The organism is Segatella copri, assembly GCF_024330485.1.
Classification (GTDB): Bacteria; Bacteroidota; Bacteroidia; order Bacteroidales; family Bacteroidaceae; genus Prevotella; species Prevotella copri_L.
In genome coordinates, this window is record NZ_JANDWX010000001.1 from 240833 (window position 1) to 255940 (window position 15108).

The following is a 15108-nucleotide window of genomic DNA, read 5'->3' on the forward strand; positions in this document are numbered from 1 at the left end:
CGAGAAGCAGTCTTCTAAAACTAAAAGAGACGTCTCTTTGAACCCAAAGAAACGTCTCCTTTCGCTTATTCAATCATCTCCTTTCGCTTATTCAAACATCTGAATACGCTTATTCAATCATAATCTTCTGCTTATTCAAACATCTGAATACGCCAGCAGAACTATCTCCTTCCTCCGGAAGAACCGGATGCTTTGTAGAACTTTCCTTTCTGGCTGGAGATGAAGATGCCGCCTTGAGCAGAGGCTTTATCTACTTGCTGACCATTGAGATTATAGATAATCTCTTTCTCATCCTTTTTATGAAGGGTAGGAGAGGCGATGAAAGTTGTGCCGGAAACAATGTCGAAGCGGATGATTTTTGGGGTAAAAAATCCTACTGTTCTGTTCCTTTTTGCTACAAAATACGCTCGTTTTCTCTGTTTCCGAACCTTCGTTAATGCTGTCTGTTAACTGATGAAATCAGGCTGTTTTTTGAGTTTTTTCACTTTAGATGCAAATTAAACCATAAAAAAATGTGCTCTTTCAGAAAAAAGTGTTACCTTTGCAACCGCTTAGAAGCATTTATATAAAATAACGTTATAACAAATTTATGAACTTTACACTATTTATCACCGTTTTGCTGACGGCTGTAACCTTGGTGGTGGCTGCTTATGTCATCGCGAAGTTGATCGGTCCTCGTTCATACAATCCGGTAAAGGGTGAACCTTTTGAGTGCGGTATTCCGACTCGTGGCAGCTCATGGTTGCCATCACACATCGGCTACTACCTCTTCGCCATCCTTTTCCTGATGTTTGACATCGAGACAGTATTGCTTTACCCATGGGCAGTCGTAGTTAAGCAGTTTGGATCTATGGCTCTCGTGAGCATCGGGTTCTTCCTGTTGGTATTGGTATTTGGCCTTGCTTATGCTTGGCGGAAAGGAGCATTGGAATGGAAGTAAACAAAAGAGCCTCTATCAAGAGTATTCCTTACGACGAGTTTAAGGACAATGATACCCTCGAAAAGATTGCGCAGGAGCTCAATGAGGGTGGTGCTAACGTGGTAGTCGGTTCCCTTGATGCTGCCATCAACTGGGGACGCAGTAACTCACTCTGGTCTTTGACCTTCGGTACTTCTTGCTGTGGTATCGAGTTCATGGCTGTAGGTTGTGCACGTTACGACTTCTCACGTTTCGGTTTCGAGGTAACCCGTAACTCTCCACGTCAGGCTGACTTGATCATGTGTGCCGGTACTATTACCAATAAGATGGCACCTGTTTTCAAACGTTTGTACGATGAAATGGCTGAGCCTAAGTATGTGGTAGCTGTAGGTGGATGCGCCATCTCTGGTGGTCCGTTCAAAAAGAGCTACAATGTGGTTCGTGGTATCAGCGAGTTGGTTCCTGTGGATGTTTATATCCCTGGTTGTCCTCCACGCCCTGAGGCTATCCTTTATGGTATGATGCAGTTGCAGCGTAAGGTAAAGGTTGAGAAATTCTTCGGTGGTGCTAACCACAAGATGTCTCAGGATGAGAAGGAACTCTCTATGAGCAAGGGTGGTCTTCGCGGCTTGAGCAACGAGAACCTCTCTGACAGCGAGAAGCTCGGACACAAGGAGCCTATCATCGTAACTGAAGTACCTGAGGATTTCGACCCTCAGAAAGGTCTAACTGATTAATATAATAAGGTATAAGAACATGAAACTGAATAATATTGAATTGAGTTTTGATAATTTCGCTTCTGAAATGGCGAAGTTGAAGAACGAGAAGCATTTCGACTACCTTGTTACCATCATCGGTGAAGACTTCGGTGAGGAAGGTCTCGGATGTATCTATATTCTCGAGAATACTCAGACCAACGAGCGCTGCTCAGTAAAGACCATCGCCAAGAAGGTGGATGGCAGTGATGTAATTCCTACAGTAATTAACCTTTGGAAGGTAGCTGACCTTCTGGAGCGTGAAGTCTTCGATTTCGTCGGCATCAAGTTCCTGGGTCACCCAGATATGCGCCGTCTTTTCCTCCGCACCGATTTCCAGGGCTATCCATTGCGCAAGGACTTCGATATGAGTCCTGAGGCAAACAAGTTCCCTTGCACTGATGAGCCTGAGGATGACTTCACCGTGGAGTATTCCTTGAGCGAGGATGGCCATCTCGTTGCTACAGAGAAGCGTCGCTTTGATGAGAACGACTATGTTGTCAACATCGGTCCTAACCACCCATCTACCCACGGTGTGCTCCGATTGCAGACCGTTATTGATGGTGAGACTGTGAAGCGCATCTATCCACACCTCGGTTATATTCACCGTGGTATCGAGAAGATGTGGGAGAACATGACCTATCCTCAGACATTGGCATTGACCGACCGTCTGAACTATCTTTCTGCGATGATGCACCGCCACGCTTTGGTAGGCGTTATCGAAGAGGCTATGGGTATCGAACTCTCAGACCGCATCCGCTACATCCGCACCATTATGGATGAGTTGCAGCGTATCGACTCACACTTGTTGTACCTCGGCTGTACCGCACAGGACTTGGGTGCCTTGACCGCATTCCTTTACTGTATGCGTGACCGTGAACACGTATTGAACGTGATGGAGGAGACAACTGGTGGCCGTCTGATCCAGAACTACTACCGTATCGGTGGCCTTCAGGCAGATATCGACCCTAACTTCGTTCAGAACGTGAAGACCCTCTGCAAGTATCTCCGTCCGATGATTCAGGAATACCTCGACGTATTCGGTGACAACGTGATTACCCACAACCGTCTCGAAGGTGTAGGTCCAATGAACTATGAGGATTGTATCAACTATGCCGTAACCGGTCCTGCTGGTCGTGCATCAGGTTGGAAGAACGATACCCGCAAGCGTCATCCATACGATATGTACGACAAGGTAGAGTGGAAGGAAATCACCCTTACCGGTTGCGATTCTATGGATCGTTACTATGTACACATCCAGGAGTTGTATCAGAGCTTGGACATCATCGAGCAGTTGATCGACACCATTCCAGAGGGTGAGTACTACATCAAGCAGAAGCCAATCATCAAGGTTCCAGAGGGACAGTGGTACTTCTCTGTAGAGGGTGCCAGCGGCGAGTTTGGTGTATATCTCGACTCAAAGGGTGACAAGAGTCCATACCGTATGAAGATGCGTCCGATGGGTCTCTCACTCACAGGAGCTTTGGATCCAATGCTCCGTGGTCAGAAGATCGCCGACCTCATCACTACAGGTGCAGCAATCGATTTCGTAATCCCTGATATTGATAGATAATTATGTTTGATTTTAGTATAGTAACAACATTCATCGACAATCTGCTTCGCCAGACCTTGGGTTTGGGCGACTTCCTGTCGATTCTGATTGAGTGCGTGCTCGTGGGTATCTGCATTTTGACAGCATACGCCCTCATCGCTATCGTACTTATCTTCATGGAGCGTAAGGTGTGTGCCTACTTCCAGTGCCGTCTCGGCCCTATGCGTGTAGGTCCTTGGGGTATCTTCCAGGTATTCGCCGACGTGCTCAAGATGTTGATCAAGGAGATCTTCGCTGTAGATAGAGCCGACAAACTGCTCTACTACATGGCACCATTCCTCGTGATCATTGCCTCTGTAGGTACTTTCTCATTCCTTCCATGGAACAAGGGAGCTCATATTCTTGACTTCAACGTAGGTGTATTCCTCATCACAGCCGTAAGTTCTATCGGCGTGCTGGGTGTGTTCCTCGCTGGTTGGGCATCTAACAACAAGTACTCTGTGGTATCTGCCATGCGTGGTGCCGTACAGATGATTTCTTATGAGATGTCTCTCGGTCTCTGTCTGATTTCTGCAGTAGTTCTTACCGGCACCATGCAGGTAAGCGGTATCGTAGAGGCACAGACTGGTGCTTGGAACTGGTTGATTATCAAGGGTCATGTGCCAGCTATCCTGGCTTTCCTCGTATTCCTCGTAGCAGGTAACGCTGAGGCTAACCGTGGTCCTTTCGACTTGGCTGAGGCTGAGAGTGAGTTGACCGCAGGTTACCACACTGAGTATTCAGGTATGGGCTTCGGTTTCTACTACCTGGCTGAGTACCTCAACCTCTTCGTGATTTCTGGTATCGCTTCTACCGTATTCCTCGGTGGTTGGGCGCCATTGAACATCGGTATCGAGGGCTTCGACAATCTGATGAACCTCATCCCAGGTTTCATCTGGTTCTTCGGTAAGACCTTCGCGGTGGTATGGCTCCTGATGTGGGTACGCTGGACATTCCCACGTCTGCGTATCGACCAGATCCTGAAGTTGGAGTGGAAGTATCTGATGCCATTGTCACTCATCATTCTGATCTTGATGACCGTGTGCGTAGCATTCGGAATCCACGGATAATCTTTAATACACATTATTATAATAATAAGAAAGTATGTCTAACAATTCATATTTCGGCGGTATTGCTGCGGGTTTGAAGACCCTCGCTATCGGTATGAAGACTACCATGAAGGAGTACTTCACACCAAAGAGCACAGAGCAGTATCCTGAGAACCGCAAGACTACACTCCACATCTCTCCACGTTTTCGTGGTCGCCTGGTCTTCGTTCGTGATGAGAACGAGGCTTACAAGTGTGTGGGTTGTACATTGTGTGAGAAGTCATGCCCTAACGATACCATCAAGATCGTAACCGAGATGGTGGAGGACCCAGAGACAGGCAAGAAGAAGCGCAAGCTGGTAGATTACCAGTACGACTTGGGCGACTGCATGTTCTGCGAGCTCTGTGTGAACGCATGTAACTTCGGTGCAATCAAGTTTGTCAACGATTTCGAGAATGCAGTCTTCGACCGCAACAAGTTGGTGATGCACCTTGACAAGGAGGTTTATAAGGGCGGAAGCCTTCCAAACCTCATCGATGGTGGTGCCCCATTGGAAATCGGTAAGTTTAACACCAAGACTAAGTAAGGAGGACTTTAGACAATGATAACAGCAAATTTATTTATGTTCGTCATCTTGGCAGTAGTCATCCTTGGCTCAGCCATCATGTGCGTAGCTACCAAGCGTATCATGCGTGCGGCAACCTTCCTGTTGTTCGTACTCTTCGGTGTAGCAGGCATGTTCTTCCTGCTCGACTATACTTATCTGGGTGCAGCTCAGATTTCTGTATATGCCGGTGGTATCACCATGCTTTATGTCTTTGCTATCCAGTTGGTATCAAAGCGTACTCTCCAGGGTCTTTTGGAGCATGTCAAGGGTAGCAAGGTTGTAGGTCGCGCACTCGTCTGCCTCGTTGGTTTCGTAACCTTGGCAGTCATCGTGTTGAAGAATCACTTTATTGATATGGCTGCAACCGTAGCCGACACCGAGGTGCCAATGGACCAGGTAGGTTCAGCATTGGTAGGTGCTGACAAGTATGGCTATGTATTGCCATTCGAGTTTATCTCTGTATTCCTGTTGGCATGTATCATCGGTGGTATCTTAATCGCAAGAAAGGAGGATAAGAAATGATTCCAGTACAATATTTCTTCGTGCTCTCAGCACTCTTGTTCTTCATCGGAGTCTATGGCTTCTGTACACGCCGTAACCTCGTTGCCATGCTCATCTCCATCGAGCTTGTATTGAATGCAGCCGACCTGAACTTCGCTGTGTTCAACCGCATCCTCTTCCCAGGACAGTTGGAAGGTTTCTTCTTCACATTGTTCTCTATCGGAGTAGCAGCAGCCGAGACAGCCGTAGCGCTCGCTATTATTATCAACGTTTACCGCAACTATCACAGTGACCAGGTGAACAGTATTGAAAACATGAAATTCTAAAAGACAATGGAATACAATTATGCATTTTTGATACTTCTTCTGCCATTCCTGAGCTTCCTGGTTCTGGGACTTGTGGGTATGAAGATGAAAAGACCGGTAGCAGCACTCATCGGTACCGTATTGATGGGCTGTGTATTCGCCATGTCTGTCTATACAGCATACGAGTACTTCTTTGCAGTGGGTCGTGATGCCTCAACAGGTATGTACCCAACTGTTACCGTATTTAATTTCACATGGTTGAAGTTTACTGAGTTGCTCACCTTCAACATCGGTTTCCGTCTGAGCCCAATCTCCGTATTGATGCTCATCGTGATTACCACCGTCAGCTTCATGGTTCACATCTACAGCTTCGGCTATATGGCAGAGCGTGATGAGAACTACAAGGTTGAGGAATACGAGAAGGGTATGCAGCGTTTCTACGCTTACCTGAGCCTCTTCACCATGTCAATGTTGGGCCTGGTAGTAGCTACCAACATCTTCCAGATGTATCTGTTCTGGGAGTTGGTGGGTGTTTGCTCATACCTGCTCATCGGTTTCTACTATCCAAAGCATGCTGCAGTTCATGCCAGCAAGAAGGCGTTCATCGTAACCCGTTTCGCTGACCTCTTCTTCCTCATCGGTATCCTGTTCTACAGCTTCTATGTAGGAACCTTCAACTATGACTTGAATGCTCAGCCAGAGTTGAACTCAGCTTTGGCAGGTGCTGCTTGGGTAATGCCAACAGCGTTGTTCCTCATGTTCATCGGTGGTGCCGGTAAGAGTGCGATGTTCCCATTGCACATCTGGTTGCCAGATGCGATGGAGGGTCCAACTCCTGTTTCTGCGTTGATCCACGCCGCTACCATGGTTGTAGCCGGTGTTTATCAGGTAGCCAGCCTCTTCCCAATCTGGGTACAGTATGCTCCTGAGGCTTTGCATTATGTAGCTTACATTGCAGCCTTCACCGCATTCTATGCAGCAGCAGTAGCTTGCTGCCAGCGTGATATCAAGCGTGGTCTGGCTTTCTCTACTATCTCTCAGATTGCCTACATGCTCGTAGCGCTCGGCGTTTGCTTCGCAGTAGATAACCACCATGGTGGTTTGGGTTACATGGCTGGTATCTTCCACCTGTTTACCCACGCTATGTTCAAGGCATTGCTCTTCCTCTGCTCTGGTGCCATCATCGTCATCATCGGCAGCAACTTCAAGGAGTACATGGGCGGTCTGCACAAGTACATGCCTATTACCAACATCTGCTTCCTCATCGGTTGCTTGGCGATTGCAGGTATTCCTCCATTCGCAGGTTTCTGGTCAAAGGATGAGATTATCTCAGCTTGCTTCCAGTTCTCTCCATTCATGGGCTGGTTCATGACAGTGGTTGCTGGTATGACAGCATTCTACATGTTCCGTCTCTACTACGTCATCTTCTGGGGGCAGAGCTACTATGAGCTGGATCCAGAGAACCGTCGCAAGCCACAGGAGGTTCCTTTCGTGATGTGGGGTCCATTGGTATTCCTCGCCATCATCTCTTGCCTCTGCGGTCTGATTCCATTCGGTCACTTCGTATCTGCTACAGGTCAGAGCTACGATATCCATATCGACATGAGTGTGGCAACTACATCTGTGATTGTTGCTATCATCGGTATCGGTCTGGCTACTTACATGTATGCTCCTAAGAAGACTCCATTGGCAGACGCTTTGGCTAAGAAGATGCCTAAGTTGCACAAGGCAGCCTTGAACCGTTTCTATATCGACGATGCTTGGCAGTTCTTCACCCACAAGATTGTCTTCGGTTGCTTCTCAAAGCCAATCGCATGGTTCGACCGTCGCGTTATCGATGGTACCTTCAACTTCATGGCTTGGGGTACACAGGAGGCAGGTGAAACCATCCGCCCATGGCAGAGTGGTGATGTTCGCAGCTATGCTATCTGGTTCCTCACCGGTACCGTAGCATTGACATTGTGCCTGCTCGCACTTCTTTAATGAAAGTCTCACAATTAAGTAAATAGAAAAGAAATGAATTTAAGTATATTCGTCATAGTACCACTCCTGATGTTGCTCGGCCTCTGGTTGGCACGCAACGACAAGCAGGTTCGTGGTGTGATGGTAGCAGGTGCCAGCGTATTGCTCGGTCTCTCCATCTATTTGGTGTTTGCATTTCTCGAAGCTCGTGAGACAATGCCAGCCGACCAAGCTCCGATGCTCTTCACCTACTGTGTGCCTTGGTTTGAACCATTGCACATCAACTATTCACTCGGTGTGGATGGTATCTCAGTGGTGATGATTCTCCTGACTTCTATCATCGTGTTCACCGGTACATTTGCTTCCTGGCAGATGGAACCAATGAAGAAGGAATACTTCCTCTGGTTCACCTTGTTGAGCATCGGTGTATATGGCTTCTTCATCTCTATCGACATGTTCACCATGTTCATGTTCTATGAGGTTGCGCTGATTCCTATGTATCTCCTCATCGGTGTATGGGGTAGTGGTGCAAAGGAGTATTCAGCCATGAAGTTGACTTTGATGTTGATGGGTGGTTCAGCCCTTTTGGTTATCGGTATCCTGGGAATCTACTTCTACAGTGGTGCTCAGACCTTCGAAATCCTCGATATCGCTCACCATACCAATGGTGCTCATGCGATTCCAGAGAGCGTGCAGAACGTGTTCTTCCCATTGCTCTTCATCGGTTTCGGTATCCTCGGTGCGCTGTTCCCATTCCACACATGGTCTCCTGATGGTCACGCCAGTGCGCCAACAGCCGTATCTATGTTGCACGCCGGTGTATTGATGAAGCTTGGTGGTTACGGTTGCTTCCGTATCGCTATGTTCCTCTTGCCAGCTGCTACTCACGGATTCTGGATTAAGGTGTTCCTTGTACTGACTACTATCTCTATCGTATATGGTGCTTTGTCAGCATGTGTACAGACCGACTTGAAGTACATCAACGCTTACTCATCAGTATCTCACTGTGGTATGGTGCTCTTCGCTCTCTGTATGATGACCGAGACAGCCGCTACTGGTGCAATCCTCCAGATGTTGTCTCACGGTTTGATGACCGCCCTCTTCTTCGCCGTTATCGGTATGATTTATCATCAGGCTGGTACACGTGACGTACGTTACCTGGGTGGTTTGATGAAGATTATTCCATTCCTCTCTGTAGGTTATGCAGTAGCTGGTTTGGCTAACCTCGGTTTGCCAGGTTTCTCAGGTTTCGTAGCCGAGATGACCATCTTCGTAGGTTCATTCCAGAATGCAGATACATTCCATCGCGTATGTACCATCATCGCATGTACCTCAATCGTAGTAACAGCGGTTTACATTCTGCGTTGTGTTGGTAAGATCCTTTATCAGAAGGTTCCTAATCCAAAGTTGGAGAAGCTTCACGATGCTACCTGGGACGAGCGTATCGCTGTAGCAGGTCTTATAGCCTGTGTAGCAGGTCTCGGTATGTTCCCACTCTGGGCAGAGGAGATTATCATGGACGCTGTAGGTCCTATCTTTAGTGTAATCATGTAATAAATATCAGAAGAAATGAATTACAGTCAATTTTTAAATATGATTCCAGAAGCTACCCTGATGGTAGTTCTGTTGATCACTTTCATTGCTGACTTCTGCAGTTCCAAGAGCGCAGACCGTAAGTGGTTCAATCCTCTGGTATGTCTCTTGATGGTGGCTCACATTGCCATCAATATCTTCCCAACAGAAGCCACAGAGGCATTTGGCGGCATGTACACAACAGGTCCTGCTGCCGGTGTCTTGAAGACCATCCTGGCGCTGGGTACCCTCATCGTGATGGTACAGGCTAAGGAGTGGTTGAGCCGCAAGGACACAGCCTTCAAGGAGGGTGAGTTCTATATGCTGATTATCTCTACCTTGCTCGGTATGAACATGATGGTTAGTGCCAACCACTTCCTCCTGTTCTTCCTCGGTCTCGAAATGGCATCTGTGCCAATGGCTTGCTTGGTAGCATTCGATAAGTACCGTCACAATTCTGCTGAGGCAGGAGCTAAGTTCATCCTTACTGCTACTTTCTCAAGTGGCGTGATGATCTATGGTATCTCTCTGCTTTATGCTGCTTGTGGTACTTTGTACTTCGATGATGTAGCAAAGGTTATCTCTGCATCACCATTGACCATCGCCGGTATGGTATTCTTCTTCAGTGGTCTCGGTTTCAAGATTTCCTTGGTTCCTTTCCACTTTTGGACAGCCGATTCATACCAGGGTGCACCAACTACTGTTACAGGTTACTTGTCAGTAGTATCTAAGGGTGCTGCAGCGTTTACTCTCTGCGCTATCCTCATGAAGGTGTTCCAGCCAATGGTAGAGTACTGGACCGTGTTGCTTTACATCGTGATTGTACTTTCTATCACTATCGCCAACCTGTTTGCCATCCGTCAGAGCGACCTGAAGCGTTTCATGGCATTCTCTTCTATCTCTCAGGCAGGTTATATCATGTTGGCAGTGGTAGGTAACTCAGCGATGAGCGTGAGCGCCCTGACTTACTATGTATTGATTTACGTAGTAGCCAACCTGAGCGTCTTCACCATCATCTCATCTATTGAGGAGCACAACAACGGTACAGTTCAGATGGACAGCTACAATGGTTTGTACAAGACCAACCCACGTTTGGCGTTCCTGATGACATTGGCTTTGTTCTCATTGGGTGGTATTCCTCCATTTGCCGGAATGTTCTCGAAGTTCTTCGTGTTCATGGCAGCAGTTGGAACACACGACATCCACACCACATTGGGTGCCTGGGCTTACGGTGTAGTATTCATCGCATTGGTAAACACTGTTATCAGCTTGTACTACTACCTGCTCATCGTGAAGGCAATGTTCATTAAGCACAGTGATAATCCGCTTCCTACTTTCCAGAGTGCATGCTCAACCAAGTTGGCGCTTGCTATCTGCACCGTAGGTATCGTAGCATTCGGTATTTGCTCATTCGTCTTCGACTGGATTTCAGTTGCAGTGAATGCGTAAATCATCAATAATTTATAAAAATCCCGCTAATCGTATAGATTGGCGGGATTTTTTTTGGTATTGTCTGAATTTTGCAGTAATTTTGCACCCCGAAAGAGGCATGGTGCCTCAAGTAATCAATAATAAATATTAATTAATCAATATAAAAAGGATGGATAAGTTACCAATGAATGATGTTCCGATGCTCGTAAGCGCCATCAACTTCCTGCTTCGTGACCACGAGTTTGAAACACTCGATGAGATTTGTAATCACTTCAATGTGAACCGTGCGGCATTAGAAGCCAAAATGACAACCCAAGGTTTTGAGTGGTCAGAGCAGCAGAAGAAATTCTGGTAAAACCCACACGCCCAGAAAAGTATAGTCAGCACGCCCTGTAAGGGCAGAAGCTCCTAGCCCAGGGCAACACCCTGGGTAAATATAATTGCATTTAAAACGCCCTGTAAGGGCAAAAGCTTTTAAAAAAAATATAAATTGTAAATTATTAATTAATTATGACTCCTCCTCGACCCTTGTGGAAGTCTGTACAAGACTATGTTTTGATTGCGATAGGTATGATATCCTACGCTATTGGATGGAACGTGTTCCTCTTGCCAACCAATGTAACAGCAAGCGGACTTCCTGGTATCTCCAGTATTATCTATTGGGCAACCGGTTGCCCTGTGCAAATTCCGTATTTTATCGTCAACGCCACCTTATTAATATGTGCGTTTAAGATTTTGGGAGCAAAGTTCTGTGTCAAGACTGTTTATGCCGTTATAGTGGTAACCATCCTGACCTCTTTCTTCTCCAGCCGTTTAGGTGATGTTCATCTTTTGGAAAACCAACCTTTATGGGCTGCTTTCCTGGGTGCCGTTTTCTGTGGCTGCGGAATCGGACTCGGTTTCTCGGTTGGTGGAAGTACGGGTGGTACGGATATCATCGCAGCCATCGTCAACAAGTATCGCGACATTTCTCTTGGTAGAGTGATTATGATATGCGACATCTTCATCATCAGTTCCAGCTATCTGGTGGTACACGATTGGGAGAAGGTGTTATATGGTTATGTAGTTCTTTGCGTTCAGGCATTCTGCATCGACCAGGTGGTAAACAGCAGAAGACGAAGCGTACAGTTTTTTATCATTTCCCAGAAGTATGAGGAGATAGGCAAGCGCATCAATGTAGATGCTGATAGGGGAGTAACGGTGGTGAATGCCAGCGGTTTTTATTCCGGTCAGGATGTGAAGATGCTTTTCGTGTTAGCCAAGCAGCGTCAGGCTCCTGCTATCTTCCGTCTTATCAGCGAGATTGATCCCCATGCCTTTGTCAGTCAGAGTGCCGTTATCGGTGTGTATGGTGAAGGTTTTGATAAGATAAAATATAAAAGCAAAAAAGAGCACGGAGTTTAATATTCCGTGCTTTTTTTATGCTTCAGAAAAAGTCACATGGTACCATGCTATCGTCATATTTTATATTGAAATAAAAATTCCCCAACCCGCTTAAAAAAGTAGGTTGGGGGATTTTTTCTTCTGCCACAGTCTTCGTTCCTATCCTGATTTATTCAGGTTTCCCTGATTTCTTCAGTAAAGGGGCGAGGAACTTATAGGTATATCCCTTCTGCTGCTTCACCATTTCTTCTGGTGTACCGGCAAAGAGGAGTTGACCGCCGCCTCGTCCACCTTCCGGACCCATGTCGATGAGCCAGTCGGCGAGTTTGATGACATCGAGATTATGTTCGATGATGATGACCGTATTGCCACGGTCTACCAGTTTCTGGAGTACATCCATCAGAATGCGGATGTCTTCGAAATGCAGACCGGTTGTTGGTTCATCGAGAATATAGAGCGTCTTGCCCGTATCACGCTTCGAGAGTTCGGTAGCCAGTTTTACACGCTGACTTTCACCGCCAGAGAGGGTAGTGGAACTCTGTCCTAACCTGATGTATCCGAGACCTACATTCTGTAATGCCTTGATCTTCTGCAGTATCTGAGGAACATTCTCGAAGAAATCTACCGCCTGGTTGATGGTCATGTCGAGAACATCGGCTATGCTCTTTCCCTTGTATCTTACCTCTAGCGTCTCGCGGTTGTAGCGTTTGCCGTGGCATACCTCACAAGGTACGTAGACATCCGGCAGGAAGTTCATCTCGATGGTCTTATATCCGTTACCCTTACATTCCTCGCATCTTCCACCTTTCACATTGAAGGAGAATCTGCCCGGCTTGTAACCGCGGATCTTTGCTTCGGGAAGTCCTACGAAGAGTGAGCGGATATCGCTGAACACGCCTGTGTAGGTTGCTGGATTGCTGCGAGGCGTCCTGCCAATCGGACTCTGGTCTACATTCACCACCTTGTCGATATTCTCGATACCTTCGATGCTTTCGTATGGCATCGGTTTCTTGAGCGAACGGTAGAAATGCTGCGAGAGGATAGGCTGGAGGGTCTCGTTGATGAGAGTAGATTTGCCTGAGCCGCTGACACCCGTTACGACAATGAGTTTGCCGAGTGGAAAATCAACATCCACCCCCTTGAGGTTGTTGCCCGTAGCTCCGTGAATGGTGATATGCTTGCCGTTGCCTTCTCTGCGGAGGGCAGGCACCTCAATAGCCATCTTGCCGTTGAGATACTGGGCGGTGATGGTATCGGTCTTGAGCATCTCCTGAGGTGTGCCCTGGAAGACAACTTCACCTCCCTTGCGTCCCGCCTTCGGACCGATATCTACTATCCAGTCGGCAGCCCGCATCATATCTTCATCGTGCTCCACCACAATAACGGTATTGCCCAGGTCGCGAAGTTCCTTCAGACTGTTGAGCAGACGTTCGTTGTCGCGCTGGTGCAGACCGATGCTCGGCTCATCGAGGATATAGAGTACATTGACCAGCTGGCTACCAATCTGAGTAGCCAGACGGATGCGCTGGCTCTCGCCACCCGATAGAGAAGCTGACTGGCGGTTGAGCGAGAGATAATTGAGTCCCACATCGAGAAGGAAGGTAACGCGTGAGCGCAACTCCTTGATGATTTCGTGAGCCACCTTCGCTTTCATCGAAGGCAGATGCTGTTCCACTTCTTCGAGCCAATCGCGCAGTTCATCGATGTCGAGACTGGCTACTTCGGATATATTCTTATCCCAGATTTTGAAAGAGAGCGATTCCTTTTTGAGTCGCAAACCATGGCATTCAGGACATTCGATGGTAGAGATAAACTGGTCGGCCCATTTCTTGCCCGCCGCACTCTCGTCATCCTCCATCACTTTCTGCAGGTAGTCGATGATGCCATCGTAGGCGCAGAAGTAGTCGGTAGAGGTATGCACCTTTTCCTTTTCTATCTTCACGTTTTCAAGCGAGCCATAGAGAATTTCCTGCATGGCATCGCCCGGAATCTCGCAGATAGGTGTCTTCAGGTTGAGGTCATACTTGCTGAGCAATGATTCTATCTGCCAGAAAATCATCTGGTTCTTGTATTTGCCGAGCGGAGCGATTCCGCCCTCATGGATGCTGAGTTTATCATCGGGAATTACCTTCTTGATATCAATCTGATTCACCTTTCCCAAGCCTTTGCAATGCGGACAGGCACCTTCGGGAGAGTTGAAGGAGAACATGTTAGGAGCAGGATCCTGGTAGGCGATACCCGTTACAGGGTCCATGAGACGCTTGGAGTATGTCTTGGCCTCCTTGGCACCTTTCTCAAGAACCATTACCATGCCGTCGCCCTGTTTCATAGCCGTTGCCACACTCTTGCGGATGCGTTCCTCATCTTCTTCCTTCACCACCAGTTTATCGACCACAGCTTCTATATTGTGGTTCTTGTAGCGGTCGGTTTTCATATTGGGAACGATTTCGAGGATGTTGCCGTCGAGTCGCACGTAGAGATACCCCTTTCTGCGCATGCTTTCGAAGAGTTCGCGGTAATGACCTTTGCGTTGGCGTACGAGTGGAGCGAGCAGGAAGATAGCCTTGCCCTTATAATCGCTGAGAATCATGTCGATGACCTGTTCCTCGGTATATTTCATCATCTCCTCGCCACTCTGATAGCTGTATGCAGTACCGGCGCGGGCATAGAGCAGACGGAGATAGTCGTAAATCTCGGTGGTAGTGCCCACGGTAGAGCGAGGATTCTTGTTGGTGGTTTTCTGTTCTATACTGATGACCGGACTCAATCCCGTAATCTTATCAACATCCGGGCGTTCCATATTACCCAGGAAGTTGCGGGCATAGGCAGAGAAAGTTTCGATATATCTGCGCTGACCTTCGGCAAAGATGGTGTCGAAGGCCAGTGAACTCTTGCCCGAACCCGAGAGTCCGGTAATCACGGTGAGGGAATCACGCGGAATCTCCACATCTATGTTCTTGAGGTTGTGGACCCGTGCGCCCCATACATTTATCTTTTCTTCTGAATTCATATTCCAATTCTGCTAATTGCTGT

13 protein-coding genes are annotated in these 15108 nt (G+C 47.5%); 12 read left to right on the forward strand and 1 reads right to left on the reverse strand.

All coding sequences use genetic code 11. The features are described 5' to 3' along the window. Positions 1 to 589: 589 nt before the first annotated feature. The 12 genes from NNC77_RS00925 (at position 590) to NNC77_RS00980 (ending at position 12096) form a co-directional block, all read left to right on the forward strand. The gene (locus tag NNC77_RS00925; RefSeq protein WP_022120133.1) at positions 590 to 940 is read left to right on the forward strand and encodes an NADH-quinone oxidoreductase subunit A; all 351 of its coding nucleotides are present in this window, start codon (positions 590 to 592) and stop codon (positions 938 to 940) included. After that, entirely contained in the window at positions 931 to 1656 is a 726-nt protein-coding gene (locus NNC77_RS00930) for an NADH-quinone oxidoreductase subunit B (RefSeq protein ID WP_022120134.1), read from the forward strand. The genes NNC77_RS00925 and NNC77_RS00930 overlap by 10 nt, the downstream gene beginning before the upstream one ends. Before the next feature lie 19 nt (positions 1657 to 1675). Further along, complete coding sequence (locus NNC77_RS00935; protein ID WP_254969631.1) at positions 1676 to 3247, forward strand: NADH-quinone oxidoreductase subunit C; 1572 nt, start codon at positions 1676 to 1678, stop codon at positions 3245 to 3247. 2 nt (positions 3248 to 3249) lie between these two features. Then, positions 3250 to 4335 (forward strand): NADH-quinone oxidoreductase subunit NuoH, encoded by a 1086-nt coding sequence (nuoH, locus tag NNC77_RS00940; protein WP_254969632.1) that lies wholly within the window; start codon positions 3250 to 3252, stop codon positions 4333 to 4335. 34 nt (positions 4336 to 4369) lie between these two features. After that, a complete protein-coding gene (locus NNC77_RS00945) occupies positions 4370 to 4900 on the forward strand; it encodes a NuoI/complex I 23 kDa subunit family protein (RefSeq protein ID WP_117727078.1) in 531 nt (176 codons plus the stop codon). Positions 4901 to 4915: 15 nt separating this feature from the next. After that, positions 4916 to 5443, forward strand: a complete 528-nt coding sequence (locus NNC77_RS00950; protein ID WP_118255183.1) for an NADH-quinone oxidoreductase subunit J family protein — start codon at positions 4916 to 4918, stop codon at positions 5441 to 5443. Then, positions 5440 to 5748, forward strand: coding sequence for an NADH-quinone oxidoreductase subunit NuoK (gene nuoK, locus NNC77_RS00955; protein ID WP_006846356.1), 309 nt, complete (start codon positions 5440 to 5442; stop codon positions 5746 to 5748). The genes NNC77_RS00950 and nuoK overlap by 4 nt, the downstream gene beginning before the upstream one ends. A 6-nt stretch (positions 5749 to 5754) precedes the next feature. Then, positions 5755 to 7710: an NADH-quinone oxidoreductase subunit L gene (nuoL, locus tag NNC77_RS00960; protein WP_118063204.1), complete on the forward strand. Its 1956-nt coding sequence runs from the start codon at positions 5755 to 5757 to the stop codon at positions 7708 to 7710. Positions 7711 to 7743: 33 nt separating this feature from the next. Next, positions 7744 to 9243, forward strand: a complete 1500-nt coding sequence (locus NNC77_RS00965; protein ID WP_117692674.1) for a complex I subunit 4 family protein — start codon at positions 7744 to 7746, stop codon at positions 9241 to 9243. A gap of 15 nt (positions 9244 to 9258) precedes the next feature. Beyond that, positions 9259 to 10710, forward strand: a complete 1452-nt coding sequence (locus NNC77_RS00970; RefSeq protein WP_118081960.1) for an NADH-quinone oxidoreductase subunit N — start codon at positions 9259 to 9261, stop codon at positions 10708 to 10710. Between the two features lie 151 nt (positions 10711 to 10861). Then, the gene (locus tag NNC77_RS00975; RefSeq protein ID WP_254969633.1) at positions 10862 to 11047 is read left to right on the forward strand and encodes a DUF4250 domain-containing protein; all 186 of its coding nucleotides are present in this window, start codon (positions 10862 to 10864) and stop codon (positions 11045 to 11047) included. Between the two features lie 155 nt (positions 11048 to 11202). After that, entirely contained in the window at positions 11203 to 12096 is an 894-nt protein-coding gene (locus NNC77_RS00980; protein WP_117587070.1) for a YitT family protein, read from the forward strand. A gap of 148 nt (positions 12097 to 12244) precedes the next feature. Here NNC77_RS00980 and uvrA read toward each other — a convergent pair whose 3' ends face one another. Further along, positions 12245 to 15085 (reverse strand): excinuclease ABC subunit UvrA, encoded by a 2841-nt coding sequence (gene uvrA, locus NNC77_RS00985; RefSeq protein ID WP_006847031.1) that lies wholly within the window; start codon positions 15083 to 15085, stop codon positions 12245 to 12247. Between the last annotated feature and the right edge of the window lie 23 nt (positions 15086 to 15108).

Coding starts and splice junctions, on each gene's coding strand:
- NNC77_RS00925 (WP_022120133.1), top strand. CDS start 590: ATGAACTTTACACTATTTATCACCGTTTTGCTGACGGCTGTAACCTTG.
- NNC77_RS00930 (WP_022120134.1), top strand. CDS start 931: ATGGAAGTAAACAAAAGAGCCTCTATCAAGAGTATTCCTTACGACGAG.
- NNC77_RS00935 (WP_254969631.1), top strand. CDS start 1,676: ATGAAACTGAATAATATTGAATTGAGTTTTGATAATTTCGCTTCTGAA.
- nuoH (WP_254969632.1), top strand. CDS start 3,250: ATGTTTGATTTTAGTATAGTAACAACATTCATCGACAATCTGCTTCGC.
- NNC77_RS00945 (WP_117727078.1), top strand. CDS start 4,370: ATGTCTAACAATTCATATTTCGGCGGTATTGCTGCGGGTTTGAAGACC.
- NNC77_RS00950 (WP_118255183.1), top strand. CDS start 4,916: ATGATAACAGCAAATTTATTTATGTTCGTCATCTTGGCAGTAGTCATC.
- nuoK (WP_006846356.1), top strand. CDS start 5,440: ATGATTCCAGTACAATATTTCTTCGTGCTCTCAGCACTCTTGTTCTTC.
- nuoL (WP_118063204.1), top strand. CDS start 5,755: ATGGAATACAATTATGCATTTTTGATACTTCTTCTGCCATTCCTGAGC.
- NNC77_RS00965 (WP_117692674.1), top strand. CDS start 7,744: ATGAATTTAAGTATATTCGTCATAGTACCACTCCTGATGTTGCTCGGC.
- NNC77_RS00970 (WP_118081960.1), top strand. CDS start 9,259: ATGAATTACAGTCAATTTTTAAATATGATTCCAGAAGCTACCCTGATG.
- NNC77_RS00975 (WP_254969633.1), top strand. CDS start 10,862: ATGGATAAGTTACCAATGAATGATGTTCCGATGCTCGTAAGCGCCATC.
- NNC77_RS00980 (WP_117587070.1), top strand. CDS start 11,203: ATGACTCCTCCTCGACCCTTGTGGAAGTCTGTACAAGACTATGTTTTG.
- uvrA (WP_006847031.1), bottom strand. CDS start 15,085: ATGAATTCAGAAGAAAAGATAAATGTATGGGGCGCACGGGTCCACAAC.